The following is a 15,512-nucleotide window of genomic DNA, read 5'->3' as shown; positions in this document are numbered from 1 at the left end:
TAGCGTGGAGGTCGGGGGAGGGGAACCTCCCCCGATCCCCCCTCCCTTCTTTGTCTCTTGGGAACTGACGTTGGAAGTCAGTCTCCAGGTGCCAGGGAAGGTTGGGGGGTTCGGGGGGAAGTTCCCTTCCCCCCGACCTTTCCCGTCACGGCGCCACCAGCATCACCCACACCGGCAGCGTGACGACCGAGGCGATGTGCTCCGTCGTCGTGATCGCCGCCATCAGCGGCGCGTCGCCCCCCATCGCACGGGCCATGACGTAGGACGTCGCCGCCGTCGGCAGCGCCATGAACACCACCGCGACGGCGGTCGCCATCGGCGGCACGCCGAACAGCGTGCACAAGGCCCAGGTCGCCGCCGGCATGCCGATCAGCTTGACCACGCCGGTCAGCGCCTGCGTTCCCACCCGGTCGGAGAAGGATTGCAGCGACAGCGCCGCGCCGACGCAGAGCAGACCGAGCGCCACGGAAGCCTGCCCGAGTGCCCGCACCGTCGGCGCGACGCCCGCCGGCAGGCCGCCCAGCGCCGCGATGGCGAAGCCGATCACCACCGCCAGCAGCAACGGGTTGAGCGCCAATTGCCGGACCACCGCCGACGGGCGCGGCGGACCGCGCTTGCCGTCGAAGGCGAAGGCGAGCGTCGTCACCACCTGCACGAAAGGGACGATCATGCCGGTCGCCACCGCGCCGAAGCCGGTACCGGGCGCGCCGAACAGCGCGCCGACGATGGCGAAGCCCATCAGGTTGTTGAAGCGGATGCCGCCCTGCAGCACCGAGGTCATCGCCGCATGCCCGTGGCCGAGCACGCGTGCCAGCGCCACGGAAACCAGCGTGCCGAAGGCCAGCGAGGCCCAGATCGCGCCCGCGATCCGGCCGAGCGGGATCTGTGACAGGTCGAGCGGCGCGAGGGCCGCGACGATCAGGGAGGGCAGCAGCACCCAGTAGATCAGGCGCTCCATGCCGGCCCAGACGGCGTCGTCCTTCAGCAGGCGGCGCTTCAGCAGGGCGCCGAGGGCCAGCAGGGCGAAGGCGGGGACGAAGGCGTCGAACCAGGCGGTCATGCGACAGGCCGGGGGGAGGGAACTCCCCCCGGCGCCCCCCTCCTTCTCTGGAAGGGTCGCGCCGTCTGCGCCGGCGCGACGGCGACGATCATGCGCGGCGCGTCGTGCCCGGGGTGGTCGCGATCGCGGAGAGGCAGGCGGCCTCGGTCACTCCCTCGGCGGCGCCATGGGCACGGGCAGAGGCATGGCCGACGACCAGCGCGCCGCCCTCCGGGTACAGGATCACGTCGAGCCGGCAATTCGGGGCCTCATACAACCAGATCTCCGCCTCGCCTTCGGGCCGGCGCAGGGTCGGGTCGCCGAGCATGCGTCGCATCTGCTCCGCCCGCGCGCCCAGCAGCAAGGCCGCGGCGGCCGGCGGTTCGGTGCCGCGCGCGCGCGGCGTCGCGGCCGCCACGGACACCACGGCAGGGGCGGGCGCGGCGGGCGCTTCCGCCACCGCCCGCGGTACCCCGCCGCCCGCCACCGCAAGGCTCGCCTGCGCCGAGCGCAGCGCGTCCTGCATCAACGCAGCGGCTTCCTCCCCTCGGTCCGCGGCGCAGCCGAGGACCAGCAGGGGCAGCAGGATGGCGGCGGGACGCAGGGCCATCGGGCGATCCTCGGCGGCGGCCCCATGCCCGGGCCCGCCGCTGGGTCGGGGCCGCCCTCTCAGGCGTCAGCGGGCTCGGCGCTGCGCGGCGTGGGCACCGGCGCGAGGCGCGGCGACGTGCCCGCGGCCGGCGCGTCGGTGATCATCTCCATCTTGCCGGAGAGCTGGCCGCCATCCTCCACCGAGAGCCGGCGGGACCGCGCCGTGCCGAGCACCCGGCCGGTGGCGCGGATGGTCAGGCTGCCCTTGGCGGTGAGGGTGCCGTCGAAGGTGCCGGCGATCTCGGCATCCTCGACCTCGACCTCGCCCTTGAAGACGCCGGAATGGCTGATGATCAGCTCCTGCGCCTGCAGCAGCTGGCTTTCCATTGTGCCTTCGATCACCAGGCGCTCGGCCTCGGTCACCGTGCCCTGCAGGCTGATGCCCTTGCCGACCACCAGGGTGCGGCGCTCGACGGCCTCGGTGCGGGCGGGACCACGGGCCGGTGCCGCGCCGGCGGCCGGCGGCGGGGCGACGCGGGCCATCGTGGCGCCCGCCGGCGGCGCGGAGGGCTTCGGCGCAGTCGGGCCGGTCGAAGCGGCCGGCAGCGTCACGCCCGAAGGGCGGAACGGCGGCACGGCGAGATCGGGGTCGCGCGCTGCAGGCACGGTCGTCGGCGCAGCCTCGGCACCCGTGGCGGCAACCCCCGGTTCATCCTTGCGACGAAAGATCGACATCCTGGTGCCCCTTCGAGTCCCGGTGTTGACGTGAAGGCTCGGGGCTAGCACGCGTCCGGAGGCCGCCACAACGCCACTGCCCGGCTTATCCCCAGGATTCGCGCTTTCAGCTCCGTGTGGAGCGTTGCAGCAGGTGCACCGCCGCCGCCGTGCCGAGGATCGGCACCAGCAGGTTGAGCAAAGGCACCAGAGCCATCGCGGCCAGGGCCATGCCAAGCAGCCATCCCGCAACCCGCAGCCGCCGCCAGGCGGCGCGCGCCCCGGCGCCGTCCATGCGCAAAAGCGCCGTCTGCTGCACCATCCCCGCTCCCAGCGCATAGGCCGAGACGGTCAGGGCCAGCACGAACCCCAGAACCGGCACGAAGAGCAACGGCAGCATCACCAGCTGCAGGGCGAGGAGCTTCAGTCCGAAGCGGAGGCCGAAGGCGACCTGCGCGACGATCGAGGCGCCCTGCGGCGGCGGCAGTCCCGGGTAGTGGCGCCGTTCCACCGCCGCGGCGACGGGTTCCACAAGTTGCGATGCGATGGCCGCGGCCACCGGCAGGAACAGCCACCAGGCCATCACCAGCGCCGCCGCGCCACCGCCAAGCTGGGCAAGCCAGGACAGCCAGCCCGTCCCGCCGGCCGCCCAGGCCGCGGCCTCGATCGCGCCCCAGGTCAGCAGGCCCAGCGCGACGGCCGCGCCGAGCACGCCGAACAGCAGCGGGCGGCGGAAGGCAGGATCTCCCATCTGGCCGAGGGCAAGCATCAGGGCGGTGATCACGAGCGAGGAGCCCTACGGTTGGATGGCGCGCGTGGATATCGTCTGCGGGGCGGGGTGACGAGGGGGGCGGCGCCCCATACGCGCGAACATTTGCGCTGTTGATTGGAGAGGGGCGACGCCCCTCTCCGCTTCCCTCATCGCCCCATGTTCGCGCGCATGGGGCAAGGCCCCTCGTTACGCCGGCATCGGCACCCTGGCTGCCAGTGGTTCGAGCAGCGTCTCGATCGCCACCGGCTCCTCCCATTCCAGCCGCACCGTCACCACCGTCACGCGGTTGCGGAAGGCCGGCGGGATGCGCACGAAGTCCTTGCGCGTGGTGACCGGCGTGGCGCGCAGGCTTTCCGCCTCGGCCAGCAGGTCGCGCAGATCCCCTTCGTCGAAGGGGTAGTGGTCGGCATAGGCTTGGCGCCCCGCCAGGAAGGCGCCGGCTTCCTGCAGAGTGGTGAAGAACTTGCGCGGATTGGCGATGCCGCAGAAGGCGAAGACCGGCTGGCCGGCGAGCAGCTCCGCCTCCGGCCCCGGCACCAGGCGTGCCCGCAGCACGGGCATGCCGGGCGGCAGGGCGGCGAGCGCGCCGGCCTCGTCCTCGCCCACCAGCACAGCGGCGCGGCAGCGCGCGGCGGCGGCGGCCACCGGCTCCCGCAGCGGCCCGGCAGGGATGACCCGGCCATTGCCGAAGCCGTAGGTGCCGTCGATCACCAGCAGCGACAGGTCCTTCTCCAGCGTCGGGTTCTGCAGCCCGTCATCCATCACGATTGCCTGGGCGCCGGCGGCGATCGCCGCCTGGGCGCCGGCGGCGCGGTCGGCTGCCACCCAGGTCGGGCGCTCGGCGGCGAGCAGCAGCGCCTCGTCCCCGACGGCGGTGCTGTCATGCTGGGCGGGGTCCACGCGGATCGGCCCCTTGAGCCGCCCGCCATAGCCGCGCAGCAGGAAATGCGCCGCGATGCCGCGGTTGCCGAGGCGCCGGGCGATATCGAGCGCCGCCGTGGTCTTGCCCGCACCTCCGGCGGTGGCATTGCCGCAGCAGATGACCGGCACCGACGCCTGCCAGCCTGGCCGCGCCATGCGCCGCGCCGTGGCGGCCGCATAGATGGCGGAGACGGGCGAGAGCAGGATGGGCACGAGCCCCCCGCCGCCGCTCCAGAACTCGGGAGCCCGCATCAGATCCTTTCGCCTACAATCCTTGTTGCCGGCGGTCCGGAGTCCTCCGGTTCCGCCGCCCCCCGGCCGCCCGACGCGCCCGGCGCACCCCTCGGCGCGGCCAGCAGCGGCAGCAGCGCCGCGGCGATCCGCTCCGGCAGTCCGGCCTGATCGGCCGCTACCAGGGCGGCAGCCTCGGCTTGAGCCCGCGCCCGGTCAGGGTTCGTTAGCATGTCGCCCAGCCGCTGCGCCAGCGCCGCAGCCGGTTCCGTTCCGGGGTCGATCCGGCAAAGCCCCTGGACGGCTTCCATCCGCGCCAGGATCTCTGCGAAGTTCCAGGTGTGCGGGCCGGTCAGCACGGGGCAGCCGAGCCGCGCCGGCTCCAGCGGGTTCTGCCCGCCATGAGGCACCAGCGAGCCGCCGACGAAGGCAACCCGCGCCAGCCGGTAGAAGAGTCCGAGCTCGCCCAGCGTGTCGGCCACCAGGATGGCGGTTCCCGCGCCCGGGTCCTCGCCCGTCGACCGGCGGGCGACGGGCAGGTCCCCGGCCAGGGCCGCGACCTCCGCCCCGCGTTCCGGATGGCGCGGCACGATGATGGTCAGCAGCCCCGGATGCGCCGCGGCGACGCGCCGGTGCGCGGCGATCGCGATCGCTTCCTCCCCCGGATGCGTGCTGGCGGCCAGCCAGACGGGGCGGCCGGCGAGCAGCGCGGCGAGCCGCGCCAGCTCCGCGCTGTCCACCGGCAGCGGCGGGGCGGCGAGCTTCAGATTGCCCCAGCATTGCGCCGGGGCGCCCATGGCACGGAAGCGCGCCGCGTCCTCCCCGGTCTGCGCCAGCACCAGGCTGAAGGGGGCGAGCACCTCCCGCGCCAGGCCCGGCGCGCGGCCCCACCAGCGCGCCGAGCGGTCCGACATGCGGCCGTTCACCAGCGCGAGCGGAATGCCGCGTGCAGCCGTGGCCGCGATCAGGTTCGGCCAGAGCTCCGACTCGACGAAAACCACGGCATCCGGCCGCCAGCCGTCGAGGAACCGCGCCGCCCAGCGCGGTACGTCGAGCGGCACGAAGCGGTGCACCACCCGCCCCGTCAGGCCGGGCGGCAGGCGTCGGGCCAGCAGCGTCGCCGAGGTCACGGTGCCGGTGGTGACCAGGATGGACAGCGCGGCGTCCCGCGCGGCCAGCGCCTCGATCAGCGGCAGCACGGAGAGGGATTCCCCCACGCTCGCGGCATGCAGCCAGAGCAGCCGGCCGGGCGGGCGGGCCGCGGCCTCGCCGAAGCGCTCCGGGATGCGGTCCGGAGCCTCCTTGCCGCGGGCGGCGCGGCGGCGGAGATGGGCTTTCAGCACCGGGGCGAAGGCGGTGGTGGCCCAGCGCCAGAGGGTGGCCGCGAGCGTCATCTGCGGCAGGAAGGTCGGGGGGAGGTGAACTCCCCCCGATCCCCCCTCCTTCTTTCGCCCTTGGGGGCCGGCAGCCGGCGACAGCGCCAGGAAAACGAGGAAGGGATGGGGTTCGGGGGAGGTTCTCCTCCCCCGGCCTTCATGCGCCGCGCGCTCATGCCGCCACCATCGCATCGGCGCGCTCGCATGCCTCGGTCAGCGCCGCCGCGATCGCCGGCAGCGCGGATTCCGCGCCGTCGCGGGCCACGACGATGGGCGCCCCCATCACCGCCACGCCGCGCGCAAAGGGCAGCGGGAAACGCATCCGGTCCCAGGACCCCGCGAGCCGCATCCGGGAGGAGGATACGCCGCAGGGCAGCACCGGCACGCCGGTCAGCGCCGCGAGCTGCGCGACGCCCGGCGCCGCCACGCGCGCCGGCCCGCGCGGCCCGTCCGGCGTGATCACCGCGACGCCGCCCCGCGAAAGGATGCGCGCCAGCCCGCGCAGCCCCGCGACCGCGCCTTTGGACGAGGAGGCATGCACCACGTCGATGCCGAAGGGCCGCACCGCCGTGGCGATCAGCCGCCCGTCGCGATGGCGGGAGATCAGCACCTGCGCCCGTCGCCCATCGGCCTGCGGCACGCGCTTGGCCAGCAGGCGCCAGCCGAGCGCCGCCAAGGGCAGCCGCTCATGCCAGAAGGCGAGGATCATCGGGCGGCCGGCGAAGGGAATCGCATGTTCCTGCCCCACCAGCGTCCAGCGCGTCGTGGCCCAGACGAGGCGGAGGTAGAGCGCGACCAGCCGCGCCAGCAGCCCCTGCACGACAGGGTGGCGGATCAGGCGCTTCGCCATGGGCATTCGCAGCAGCGTAGGGTCACGCCGCGGCCCTAGCACGGTCGGCGGCGGCGGCGAAGCCGCGCAGCCTCCCGGCAGCCCGCACGCCGCGCAGGATGGTTTCGCACTGGCCTGTCGGCGTGGCAGGATCGTCGGCGAGACGATGCGAAGGTGGTACGTGATGCGTTGGGTGTCGAAGGCCGGTCTGCGCGGCGCGAGGCGCATGGTGATGGCTTTGGTTCCGCTCGCCGCCATCGCGGCCTGCGATGAAGCTGCGCCGCCGCAGCAGCAATCCGCCGCGCCGCCCGCCGTCGCCGTGATCACGGTGGAACGCCAGCCCATCGCGTCCAGTGCCGAGTTCATCGGCCGCGTCGAGGCGATCGACAAGGTGGAGGTGCGCGCCCGCGTCACCGGCTACCTCACCGCCCGCCACTTCAACGAGGGCGACATGGTCAAGGCGGGAGACCCGCTCTTCACCATCGAGCAGGCGCCCTTCGCCGCCGAGGTGGCGCTGCGCCAGGCGCAGGTGGAACGCGCCGAGGCCGAACTGCAGAACGCCACCACCCAGGTCGAGCGCGGGCGGGAGCTGCTGCGCACCAACGACCTTTCCCAGGCGCGCTTCGATGACCGCGTGACGGAGCAGAGCCGCAACCAGGCCAACCTGGCCGCAGCGCGGGCCGAGCTCGACCAGGCCCGCATCCAGTATGGCTACACCTCCATCCGCACCGTGTTCGACGGGCGGGCGGGGCGCTCCCCGCTCAGCCCCGGCAACGTGGTGGGGCCGGATTCCGGCGTGCTGGTGACAGTGGTGCGCGATGACCCGATCCGCGTCGTCTTCCCGGTGACGCAGCGCGAGTTGCTGCGCGTCCGTCGCGCCAGCGCCGGCGGGGAGGCCGATGCGGCGAACCGCATCCAGGTGCTGGTGCGCCTGCCGGACGGCACGCTGCTCGACACCATCGGGCGGCTCGACTTCGTCGACGTCACCGCCAATCGCAGCACCGACTCGGTGATGGTGACGGCGACGGTGCCGAACGGCCAGCACCTGCTGACCGATGGCCAGTCCGTGACGGTGGTGCTGCGCGAGGCGCAGCCGCAGCAGGCCATCGTCATCCCCCAATCGGCCATCCAGATCGACCAGCAGGGCGTCTTCGTGCTCGTGGTCGGCGCCGACAACAAGGTCGAGGTGAAGCGCATCCGCACCTCGCGCGGCCCCGCCGGCCAGGTGGTGGTGACGGAAGGCCTCGAGGTCGGGCAGCTCATCATCGTCGAAGGATCCCAGCGCGCCCGCCCGGGCCAGCCGGTGACGCCGCGGCCGCTGCAGGCGCCACCCGAAGGCGCGGTGCCCGCCAACGCAGCGCGCGCCGGCTGACGCGCCATGATCTCCAAGGTATTCGTCGACCGGCCGCGGCTCGCGATCGTCATCGCCATCGTCATGACCATCGCGGGCCTCGTCTCGCTGCTGCAGATCCCGGTGGCGCAGTTCCCCGACATCGTGCCGCCGCAGGTGACGGTGACGGCGAACTTCCCCGGCGCCTCGGCCGAGGTGGTGGAGGCGACCGTCGCCCAGCCGATCGAAAGCCAGGTCAACGGCGTGGACAACATGATCTACATGCGGTCCACCAGCGGCAATGACGGGTCCTACACGCTCACCGTCTCCTTCGCGGTCGGCACGGACCCCGACCAGAACACCACCAACGTGAACAACCGCGTGCAGCTCGCCGCGGCACAGCTGCCCGAGGAAGTGCAGCGCCAGGGCCTGACGGTGCGCAAGAAGTCCTCGGCCCTGCTGCAGGTGATCACGCTGCGCTCGGAAGGCGGGCAGCAGGACCCGCTGTTCATCTCGAACTACGCGACCATCAACATCATGGATGCGCTGAAGCGCGTGCCCGGCGTGGGCGACGCCATCATGTTCGGCGCCCGCGACTACGCCATGCGCATCTGGTTCGAGACCGACCGGCTGACGGCGCTGAACCTCACGCCGACCGACATCGTCGGTGCCATCCAGGCGCAGAACCAGGTCGCGCCGCTCGGGCGCGTCGGCGCCCAGCCGGCGAGCGACGACACCTCCTACCAGCTCAACATCCGCACCACCGGCCGGCTGGTGGAGGCGGAGGAGTTCGGCAACATCGTGGTGCGCGCCAACCCCGACGGATCCGTGCTGCGGGTGCGCGACGTGGCGCGCATCGAGCTCGGCGCCTGGAACCAGGATGTCGGCACGCGGCTGAACGGGCAGGACGCGATCCTGATCCAGATCTACCTCGCCCCCGGCGCCAATGCGGTGGGGGTCGCCGATTCGGTGGCGCAGACCATGCGCGGCCTGGCGTCCCGCTTCCCCGAGGGGCTCGGCTACGCCGTCACCTACGACACCACGACCTTCGTGAAGCTGACCATCCACGAGGTGATCAAGACGCTCGAGGAGGCCTTCATCCTCGTCGTGCTGGTGGTCTTCCTCTTCCTCGGCTCGGTGCGCGCCACCCTGATCCCGCTGGTGGCCGTGCCGGTCAGCCTGATCGCGACCTTCGCGGTGCTGAACGCGATGGGGTATTCCGCCAACACCGTCTCGCTGCTGGCCATGGTGCTCGCCATCGGCATCGTGGTGGACGACGCCATCGTGGTGGTCGAGGCGGTGGAGGCGACGATGGAGGAGGACCATTCGCTCTCCGTCGCCGACGCCACCAAGAAGGCGATGGAGACGATCACCGCGCCCATCATCGCCATCACCCTGGTGCTGCTGTCGGTCTTCGTGCCGCTGGCCTTCATCCCGGGCATCTCGGGCGAGCTGTTCCGCCAGTTCGCGGTCACCGTCTCGGTCGGCATGTTCTTCTCGGCGATCAACGCGCTGACGCTCTCGCCGGCGCTTTGCGGCGTGCTGCTCTCGGCGCACCACGGCCCGAAGAAGGGCATCATGGGCCGCATCTCGCGCGGCATCGACTGGGTGCGGGACGGCTATGCGGGGATCGTCGCGCGGCTGGTGCGCATGGCCGCGATCTCGATCGTGCTGCTCGGCGGCATCATGGCCGGCGTCATCGGCGTCGGCAGCCGCACGCCCACGGGCTTCCTGCCGCAGGAGGACCAGGGCGCCTTCTTCGTCGAGGTGCGCCTGCCGGAGGGCGCCTCGCTCAACCGCACCACCAGCGTGGCGCTGCAGGTCGAAGCCATCCTGCGCGACCTGCACGGCGTGCGGGACGTGCAGACCATCAGCGGCTATTCGATGCTGAACGGCCTCGCGCAGTCCAATACCGCCTTCTTCATCCTCACGCTGAAGGATTTCGCCGAACGCACCACGCCCGAGACCGGCGTCAACGGCCTGATCGCGCAGTTGGTGCGGCTGACCTCGGGCATCCCGGCGCAGGTCATTCCGTTCAACCTGCCGCCGATCATCGGCCTCGGCACCTCGGGCGGCTTCGAGTTCCAGCTGCAGAACCTCGAAGGGCGGCCGGTCGAGGAGATGGCCGCGGCGATGCGGGCGCTGGTGCTCGCCGCCAACCAGGAGCCGATGCTGCAGCGCGTCTTCTCGACCTTCGCGGCGAACACGCCTTCGGTCTTCCTCGAGATCGACCGCGACCGGGCCCAGGTGCTCGGCGTCTCGCTCAACGACATCTTCCAGGCGCTGTCCTCGGCGATGGGCGGCGCCTATGTCAACGACTTCAACCTCTTCGGCCGCACCTGGAAGGTGAGCCTGCAGGCGGAGCAGGCGGACCGCGCCGGCATCCCGGACATCTACCGCGTCCATGTCCGCAACCGGGACGGCGAGATGATCCCGCTGCGCGCGCTCGCCGAGGCGCGGATCGAATTCGGGCCGGAAAGCATCATCCGCTACAACAACGTCCGCAGCCTGACCATCAACGGCGAGCCCGCCGCCGGGCGCAGCACCGGCGATGCCCTCGCGGCGATGGAGCGGGTGGCGAATGCGACCCTGCCGCGCGGCTATTCCTTCGAGTGGACGGGCACCGCCTTCCAGGAGAAGGCGGCGGCGGGCCAGACCGGCACCATCCTTGCGCTGGCGGTGCTGTTCGCCTTCCTGTTCCTGGTGGGCCTCTACGAGTCCTGGACCATCCCGGTGCCGGTGCTGCTCTCGGTCTCGGTCGGCGTGCTCGGCGCCATGACGGCGATCGGACCGTCGGGACTGGCGCTCGACCTCTATGCCCAGGTGGGCATCGTGGTGCTGATCGCGCTGGCGGCGAAGAACGGCATCCTGATCATCGAATTCGCCAAGGACCAGCGGGAGAACCAGGGCAAGTCGATCGCCGAGGCGGCAACCCTCGGCGCCAAGCTGCGCTTCCGCGCGGTGATGATGACCTCCTTCGCCTTCATCCTCGGCCTTTACCCGCTGGTGGTGGCCGAGGGCGCTTCCGAGATCAGCCGCCGCGCCGTCGGCACGCCGGTCTTCTGGGGCATGCTGGCTGCGTCGACGATCGGCATCTTCATGATCCCGATGCTCTACGTCGTCTTCCAGTCAGTGCGTGAGCGGATCAAGGCCGTGCTGTTCGGCCGGCGTTCCGCGCCTGCCGAGGCCCCTCATGCTTGACCGGAGGGGCCCGGCATCCGATCTCTGTGCCAAGCGAGGGGGCCTTCCGCCCCCCGATCCCCTATGGAGATCCCCCCGATGGGTGACATGACCAAGCCGGTCTCCGACGACACGTTCAAGCAGGACGTGCTGGAAGCGCCGGGGCCGGTGCTCGTGGACTTCTGGGCCGAATGGTGCGGGCCCTGCCGCATGGTCGGGCCGATCCTGGACGAGATCGCGACCGAATACGCCGGCAAGCTGACCGTCGCGAAGGTGAACATCGACGACAACCCGATGACGCCGAACGAATACGCGGTGCGCGGCATCCCGACGATGATCCTGTTCAAGGACGGCAAGCCGCTCGACACCAAGGTCGGCGCCATGCCGAAGGGCGCGCTGAAGGCGTGGATCTCAGGGGCGATCGGCGAGTGAACTGATGAGGCGGGGGGAGAAGGGACCTTCTCCCCCCCCGAACCCCCCTCAACCTTCCTTGGCACCTGGGAACTGACTTTCGCTGTCAGTTCCCAAAAGACAAGGAAGGGAGGGGGTTCGGGGGAGGTTCCCCTCCCCCGGCCTTCACGTGATCGGCACCAGCGTCGCCCTGAATTGCGCCGCGCAGGCCTCCCATGACCATGCCTCCGCATGCGTCCGGCAGGCGTCTCGATCACAATCCAGCGCGCGCAGGCAGGCGGCGCGCAGATCCTCGTCAAGTGCACCTACGCGCGGATCGGTGATGACGTCGCGCGGCCCCGTGACCGGGAAGGCCGCCACCGGCGTACCGGAGGCGAGTGCTTCCAGCAGCACCAGCCCGAAGGTGTCGGTGCGGGACGGAAAGACGAAGACGTCCGCCCCCGCATAGGACCGCGCCAGCGCCCCGTTGTCGCGGTAGCCGGTGAAATGCGCCCCCGGGAAGCGCTTCTGCAGCCCTTCGCGTGCCGGCCCGTCCCCCACCACCACCTTGGACCCCGGCAGATCGAGGGCGAGGAAGGCTTCGATGTTCTTCTCCACCGCGACGCGTCCGGCGTAGAGGAAGACCGGCCTCTCGAGCCCTTCCCAGGGGTCGCGCGGCTCCGGGCGGAACCGTGCGAGATCGACCCCGCGCGTCCAGGCGCGTACCTTCGTGAAGCCGCGGGCCGTCAGTTCCTCCCGCAGCGATCGCGTGGCGGCGAAGGTGCCCGCCCCGGCCTCGTGGAAGCGGCGCATCACCGCCCAGGACCAGGCGACCGGGATGCGCGTGCGCGCGTGCAGGTATTCGGGGAAGCGGGTGTGGAAGGCGGTGGTGAAGGGCCAGCCGCGCCGCCGGCAGAGCGCGCGCATCGCCCAGCCGAGCGGGCCTTCGGTCGCGATGTGCACCACGTCCGGCGCGAAGGCTTCCACCAGCCGGCGCAGCTTCCGCCCGGGCGCCATGGCGAGACGGATCTCCGCATAGCCCGGCATGGGCAGGTTCACGAAACGGTCCGGCCCGATCACCTCCACCGTGTCGCCGGCGGCACGCAGGTGGTCCACCACGATGGACAACGTCCGCACCACACCGTTCACCTGTGGGAACCAGGCGTCGGAGACGATCAGGATGCGCAGCGGCGCGGGGCGCGCGCCGATGCAGTCGGCGGCGAGCGCCACGTCGGCATCGTCCATCGGGCTCAGGCAGCCGTCGCCGGGGCCGGTGCGCGGCGCGGCGTGCGCGCGAAGGAGAGCCGGTTCTCCTGCACCCAGTCCACCAGTTCGAATCGCCCGTCGGCGTGCTCGACCAGCGCGGTGCAGGATTCCACCCAGTCGCCGTCGTTCATGTAACGCACGCCATGGACGTCGCGCATTTCCGCGTGATGGATGTGGCCGCAGATCACGCCGTCCATGCCGCGGCGCTTCGCTTCGGTCGCCAGCGCCGTCTCGAAGCGGTCGATCGCCTTCACCGCTTCCTTCACCTGGCGCTTCAGCCATTGGGAGAGCGACCAGTAGGGATAGCCGAAGCGCCGCCGCGCCGCATTGAACCAGCGGTTCAGCACCAGCGCCCAGTCGTAGGCCCAGTCGCCCAGATGGGCGAGCACCTTGGCGTAGCGGATCACCCCGTCGAACTCGTCGCCGTGGATCACCAGGAAGCGGCGGCCGTCGGCGGCTTCGTGCACCGCTTCGCGCACCAGGCGCACGCCGGCGACCTCGAGGCCCAGCCAGTCGCGGAACAGCTCGTCGTGGTTGCCGGGGATGTAGACCACCTCCGTGTCGTGGCGCGCCATGCGCAGCACCAGGCGGATGACCTCGTCATGGTCGGAATCCCAGTACCAGGACTTGCGCAATCGCCACCCGTCCACGATGTCACCTACCAGGTAGAGCCGTTCGCATTCGACGCGCTTCAGGAAGTCCACCAGGAAGTCGCTGCGGCAGCCACGCGTGCCGAGGTGGACATCCGAGATGAAGATGCTGCGATAACGGCGACGCGGCGGGGACTCGTGCATCCGTCACTCTCCGGAGCGGCGCCGCCTCTGCGTTGGGCCAGCGCCATGCTGCAGGTGTGGCGGCGGATAGCCTGCGCATGGCCGGCCGCGCGTGAATCTTGGATGAAGCATGCCCTGCAAGTGCTTTCTGCATCGCCATGTCATGCCAATGCCGCCGATGCGACGCGGAAATGTAACGATCCCGCTGCCAGAAGCCCTGTCCGATGCCGACGCGGATGCTGATCGTCTTCAACCCCGCCGCCGGGGCGCGCCGGCGCCGCCGTCTGCTGGCGGCGCTCGACCTGTTGCGGGGCCTCGGCATGCGGCCGGAGGTCGCGGATACGGCACGGCGGGGCCATGCGACGGATCTTGCGCACGAGGCCGCGGCGGCCGGCGTGCGCGTGGTCGTCGCCGCCGGCGGGGACGGCACGATCGCCGAGGTCGCGGCGGGACTCGCGGGCTCCGACAGCGCGCTCGGCGTGCTGCCGCTCGGCACGGCGAACGTGCTGGCGCTCGAACTCGGTCTGCCGCGCTCCCCCGTCCGCGCGGCGGAGGTGCTGGCCATGGGCCGCACCGCGCTGCTGCACCCGGGCCTGGCGCGCTACGCCGACGGGCGGGAGCTGCTCTTCGTGCAGATGCTCGGTGCCGGCTTCGACGCGGCGGTGGTGCACAACCTTTCCGCACCGCTGAAGCGCGGCATCGGCAAGGGCGCCTATGTCTGGCAGACGCTCAGGGAACTGCCGCGCTACCCTTTCGCACCGATCCGCGCGGTGCTCGACGGGGGCGTGGAGGAAGCCGCAAGCGTGATCGTCACCAAGGGGCGGCTCTATGCCGGGCGCTTCCTGCTCGCTCCGGGCGCCGACCCGCACGAGCAAGGCTTCCATGTCGTGCTGTTCCGCGAGGCCGGCACCCTGGCGGCGATGCGCTACGGCGCGGCGCTGCCGCTCGGCCTGCTGCCGCGGATGCGGGGGGTCGAGATCCGGCGCGCGGCGGAGTTGCGGCTGGAAGGGGAGGAGGTTCCCGCCCAGGCAGACGGCGATGCGGCGGGTGTCCTGCCGGTCGCCATCGGGCCGGCGCCGAAGCCGATGCGGATCGTCGTGCCGTAGTGGATCGGGCAGGGGGCGGCGCCCCCTGCGCCCTCCCCCGCCAGTAAACTCAGTTTCCTGGGCCTTCGGGAAAAGACGTCAGCCCTTGACGTCCATCGCCTGGCGCAGGCCGTCCGACAGCAGGTTGAAGCAGATCGAGGTGACGAAGATGCAGGCGCCGGGGAGCACCGCGACCCAGGGCTGGACGTAGATCGCCGTGCGCAGCGTGTTCAGCATCAGGCCCCATTCCGGCTCCGGCGGCTTGGTGCCGAGGCCAAGGAAGGACAGGCCCGACGCCAGGATCATGCAGACGCTGATCAGCGACGTCGCATAGACGAAGATCGGGCCGAGCACATTGCCCAGCACATGCACCCGCACGATGGTGAAGGCCGAAGCGCCCGAAGCACGCGCGGCATCGACGAAGTCGAGGTTGCGCACGCCCGTCGTGACGCTCTCAGCCACCCGGATGATCGGCGGGATGAAGACCAGCGTCAGCGCCAGGATGGCGTTGACGATGCCCGCGCCCAGCGCGCCGGAGATGGCGACCGCCAGCAGTACCGACGGGAAGGCGTAGAAGATGTCCGTCGTGCGCATGATGGCCATGTTGATCCGCCCGCCGGCGAAGCCCGCCAGCACGCCGAGCGTGGTGCCGACGACGAAGGCCAGCGCCACGGGCGTGATGCCCATGAACCAGGAGAGCCGGCCGCCGAACAGCAGCCGCGTCAGCATGTCCCGCCCGAGCTCGTCGGTGCCGAGCAGGTAGTTCGGCGTGCCGATCGCGCGCAGGCGGCGGATCATCGAGCCCTGGTACGGGTCGTGCGGCGCCAGCATCGGCGCGAAGACGATCGTCAGGAACATCAGCAGCAGGACGCAGGCGCAGGCGATGGTCACCGGATCGCGGCGCAGCCGCTTCCAGACGCCGGCCCAGTAGCCGTGACTCCTTGCGGCCGCCTGCTTCGCCTGGACGGCAAGCTCGGCCTCGGCGGCGGTCGGCGTGGTGGCGCTGCTCATCGGC

Annotated in this window: 14 protein-coding genes; 4 read left to right on the top strand and 10 right to left on the bottom strand. The window is 71.6% G+C overall.

Translation table 11 applies throughout. The annotated features are described in order from the left end of the window. Nucleotides 1-145: 145 nt before the first annotated feature. The 7 genes from GXW74_RS11180 to GXW74_RS11150 all read right to left on the bottom strand — a co-directional run bounded on the left by GXW74_RS11180 (nt 146) and on the right by GXW74_RS11150 (nt 6,494). Nucleotides 146-1,060 (bottom strand): AEC family transporter, encoded by a 915-nt coding sequence (locus tag GXW74_RS11180; protein ID WP_211846588.1) that lies wholly within the window; start codon nt 1,058-1,060, stop codon nt 146-148. 88 nt (nt 1,061-1,148) lie between these two features. Further along, nucleotides 1,149-1,649: a hypothetical protein gene (locus GXW74_RS11175; protein WP_211846587.1), complete on the bottom strand. Its 501-nt coding sequence runs from the start codon at nt 1,647-1,649 to the stop codon at nt 1,149-1,151. 59 nt (nt 1,650-1,708) lie between these two features. Then, nucleotides 1,709-2,365, bottom strand: a complete 657-nt coding sequence (locus tag GXW74_RS11170) for a bactofilin family protein (protein WP_211846586.1) — start codon at nt 2,363-2,365, stop codon at nt 1,709-1,711. Nucleotides 2,366-2,471: 106 nt separating this feature from the next. Continuing rightward, nucleotides 2,472-3,128: an EI24 domain-containing protein gene (locus tag GXW74_RS11165; RefSeq protein WP_338148207.1), complete on the bottom strand. Its 657-nt coding sequence runs from the start codon at nt 3,126-3,128 to the stop codon at nt 2,472-2,474. Between the two features lie 174 nt (nt 3,129-3,302). Then, nucleotides 3,303-4,289, bottom strand: coding sequence for a tetraacyldisaccharide 4'-kinase (gene lpxK / locus GXW74_RS11160; protein WP_211846585.1), 987 nt, complete (start codon nt 4,287-4,289; stop codon nt 3,303-3,305). Next, nucleotides 4,289-5,662 (bottom strand): 3-deoxy-D-manno-octulosonic acid transferase, encoded by a 1,374-nt coding sequence (locus GXW74_RS11155; protein WP_211846584.1) that lies wholly within the window; start codon nt 5,660-5,662, stop codon nt 4,289-4,291. The genes lpxK and GXW74_RS11155 overlap by 1 nt, the downstream gene beginning before the upstream one ends. Nucleotides 5,663-5,816: 154 nt before the next feature. Next, complete coding sequence (locus GXW74_RS11150; RefSeq protein ID WP_211846583.1) at nt 5,817-6,494, bottom strand: lysophospholipid acyltransferase family protein; 678 nt, start codon at nt 6,492-6,494, stop codon at nt 5,817-5,819. A 172-nt stretch (nt 6,495-6,666) separates the two neighbouring features. On the opposite strand from GXW74_RS11150, the gene GXW74_RS11145 reads away from it, so the two are divergent. The 3 genes from GXW74_RS11145 to trxA all read left to right on the top strand — a co-directional run bounded on the left by GXW74_RS11145 (nt 6,667) and on the right by trxA (nt 11,415). After that, complete coding sequence (locus GXW74_RS11145) at nt 6,667-7,845, top strand: efflux RND transporter periplasmic adaptor subunit (RefSeq protein WP_211846582.1); 1,179 nt, start codon at nt 6,667-6,669, stop codon at nt 7,843-7,845. 6 nt (nt 7,846-7,851) lie between these two features. Beyond that, a complete protein-coding gene (locus GXW74_RS11140) occupies nt 7,852-11,004 on the top strand; it encodes an efflux RND transporter permease subunit (protein ID WP_211846581.1) in 3,153 nt (1,050 codons plus the stop codon). 78 nt (nt 11,005-11,082) lie between these two features. Beyond that, nucleotides 11,083-11,415 (top strand): thioredoxin TrxA, encoded by a 333-nt coding sequence (gene trxA / locus GXW74_RS11135; protein ID WP_211846580.1) that lies wholly within the window; start codon nt 11,083-11,085, stop codon nt 11,413-11,415. A 144-nt stretch (nt 11,416-11,559) separates the two neighbouring features. Here the strand turns inward: trxA and GXW74_RS11130 are convergent, their stop codons facing one another. Next, nucleotides 11,560-12,618: a glycosyltransferase family 4 protein gene (locus GXW74_RS11130; RefSeq protein ID WP_211846579.1), complete on the bottom strand. Its 1,059-nt coding sequence runs from the start codon at nt 12,616-12,618 to the stop codon at nt 11,560-11,562. Nucleotides 12,619-12,623: 5 nt separating this feature from the next. After that, nucleotides 12,624-13,433: a UDP-2,3-diacylglucosamine diphosphatase gene (locus tag GXW74_RS11125; RefSeq protein WP_211846578.1), complete on the bottom strand. Its 810-nt coding sequence runs from the start codon at nt 13,431-13,433 to the stop codon at nt 12,624-12,626. Between the two features lie 203 nt (nt 13,434-13,636). On the opposite strand from GXW74_RS11125, the gene GXW74_RS11120 reads away from it, so the two are divergent. Next, on the top strand, nt 13,637-14,518 hold the full coding sequence (locus GXW74_RS11120; protein WP_211846577.1) for a diacylglycerol/lipid kinase family protein: 882 nt from the start codon (nt 13,637-13,639) through the stop codon (nt 14,516-14,518). A gap of 78 nt (nt 14,519-14,596) precedes the next feature. Here the strand turns inward: GXW74_RS11120 and GXW74_RS11115 are convergent, their stop codons facing one another. Beyond that, nucleotides 14,597-15,508: an ABC transporter permease gene (locus GXW74_RS11115; RefSeq protein ID WP_211846576.1), complete on the bottom strand. Its 912-nt coding sequence runs from the start codon at nt 15,506-15,508 to the stop codon at nt 14,597-14,599. Between the last annotated feature and the right edge of the window lie 4 nt (nt 15,509-15,512).

Origin of the sequence: Neoroseomonas eburnea, from assembly GCF_018129005.1 — a bacterium.
GTDB classification, from domain to species: domain Bacteria; phylum Pseudomonadota; class Alphaproteobacteria; order Acetobacterales; family Acetobacteraceae; genus Neoroseomonas; species Neoroseomonas eburnea.
This window is presented reverse-complemented; position numbering and strand designations above follow the sequence as displayed.

Bases quoted from the DNA above. Each gene is read 5' to 3' on its own strand.
- GXW74_RS11140 (WP_211846581.1), top strand. From the start codon at position 7,852: ATGATCTCCAAGGTATTCGTCGACCGGCCGCGGCTCGCGATCGTCATC.
- GXW74_RS11155 (WP_211846584.1), bottom strand. From the start codon at position 5,662: ATGACGCTCGCGGCCACCCTCTGGCGCTGGGCCACCACCGCCTTCGCC.
- GXW74_RS11180 (WP_211846588.1), bottom strand. From the start codon at position 1,060: ATGACCGCCTGGTTCGACGCCTTCGTCCCCGCCTTCGCCCTGCTGGCC.
- GXW74_RS11120 (WP_211846577.1), top strand. From the start codon at position 13,637: ATGCCGACGCGGATGCTGATCGTCTTCAACCCCGCCGCCGGGGCGCGC.
- GXW74_RS11130 (WP_211846579.1), bottom strand. From the start codon at position 12,618: ATGGACGATGCCGACGTGGCGCTCGCCGCCGACTGCATCGGCGCGCGC.
- GXW74_RS11150 (WP_211846583.1), bottom strand. From the start codon at position 6,494: ATGGCGAAGCGCCTGATCCGCCACCCTGTCGTGCAGGGGCTGCTGGCG.
- lpxK (WP_211846585.1), bottom strand. From the start codon at position 4,289: ATGCGGGCTCCCGAGTTCTGGAGCGGCGGCGGGGGGCTCGTGCCCATC.
- GXW74_RS11170 (WP_211846586.1), bottom strand. From the start codon at position 2,365: ATGTCGATCTTTCGTCGCAAGGATGAACCGGGGGTTGCCGCCACGGGT.
- trxA (WP_211846580.1), top strand. From the start codon at position 11,083: ATGGGTGACATGACCAAGCCGGTCTCCGACGACACGTTCAAGCAGGAC.
- GXW74_RS11175 (WP_211846587.1), bottom strand. From the start codon at position 1,649: ATGGCCCTGCGTCCCGCCGCCATCCTGCTGCCCCTGCTGGTCCTCGGC.
- GXW74_RS11115 (WP_211846576.1), bottom strand. From the start codon at position 15,508: ATGAGCAGCGCCACCACGCCGACCGCCGCCGAGGCCGAGCTTGCCGTC.
- GXW74_RS11125 (WP_211846578.1), bottom strand. From the start codon at position 13,433: ATGCACGAGTCCCCGCCGCGTCGCCGTTATCGCAGCATCTTCATCTCG.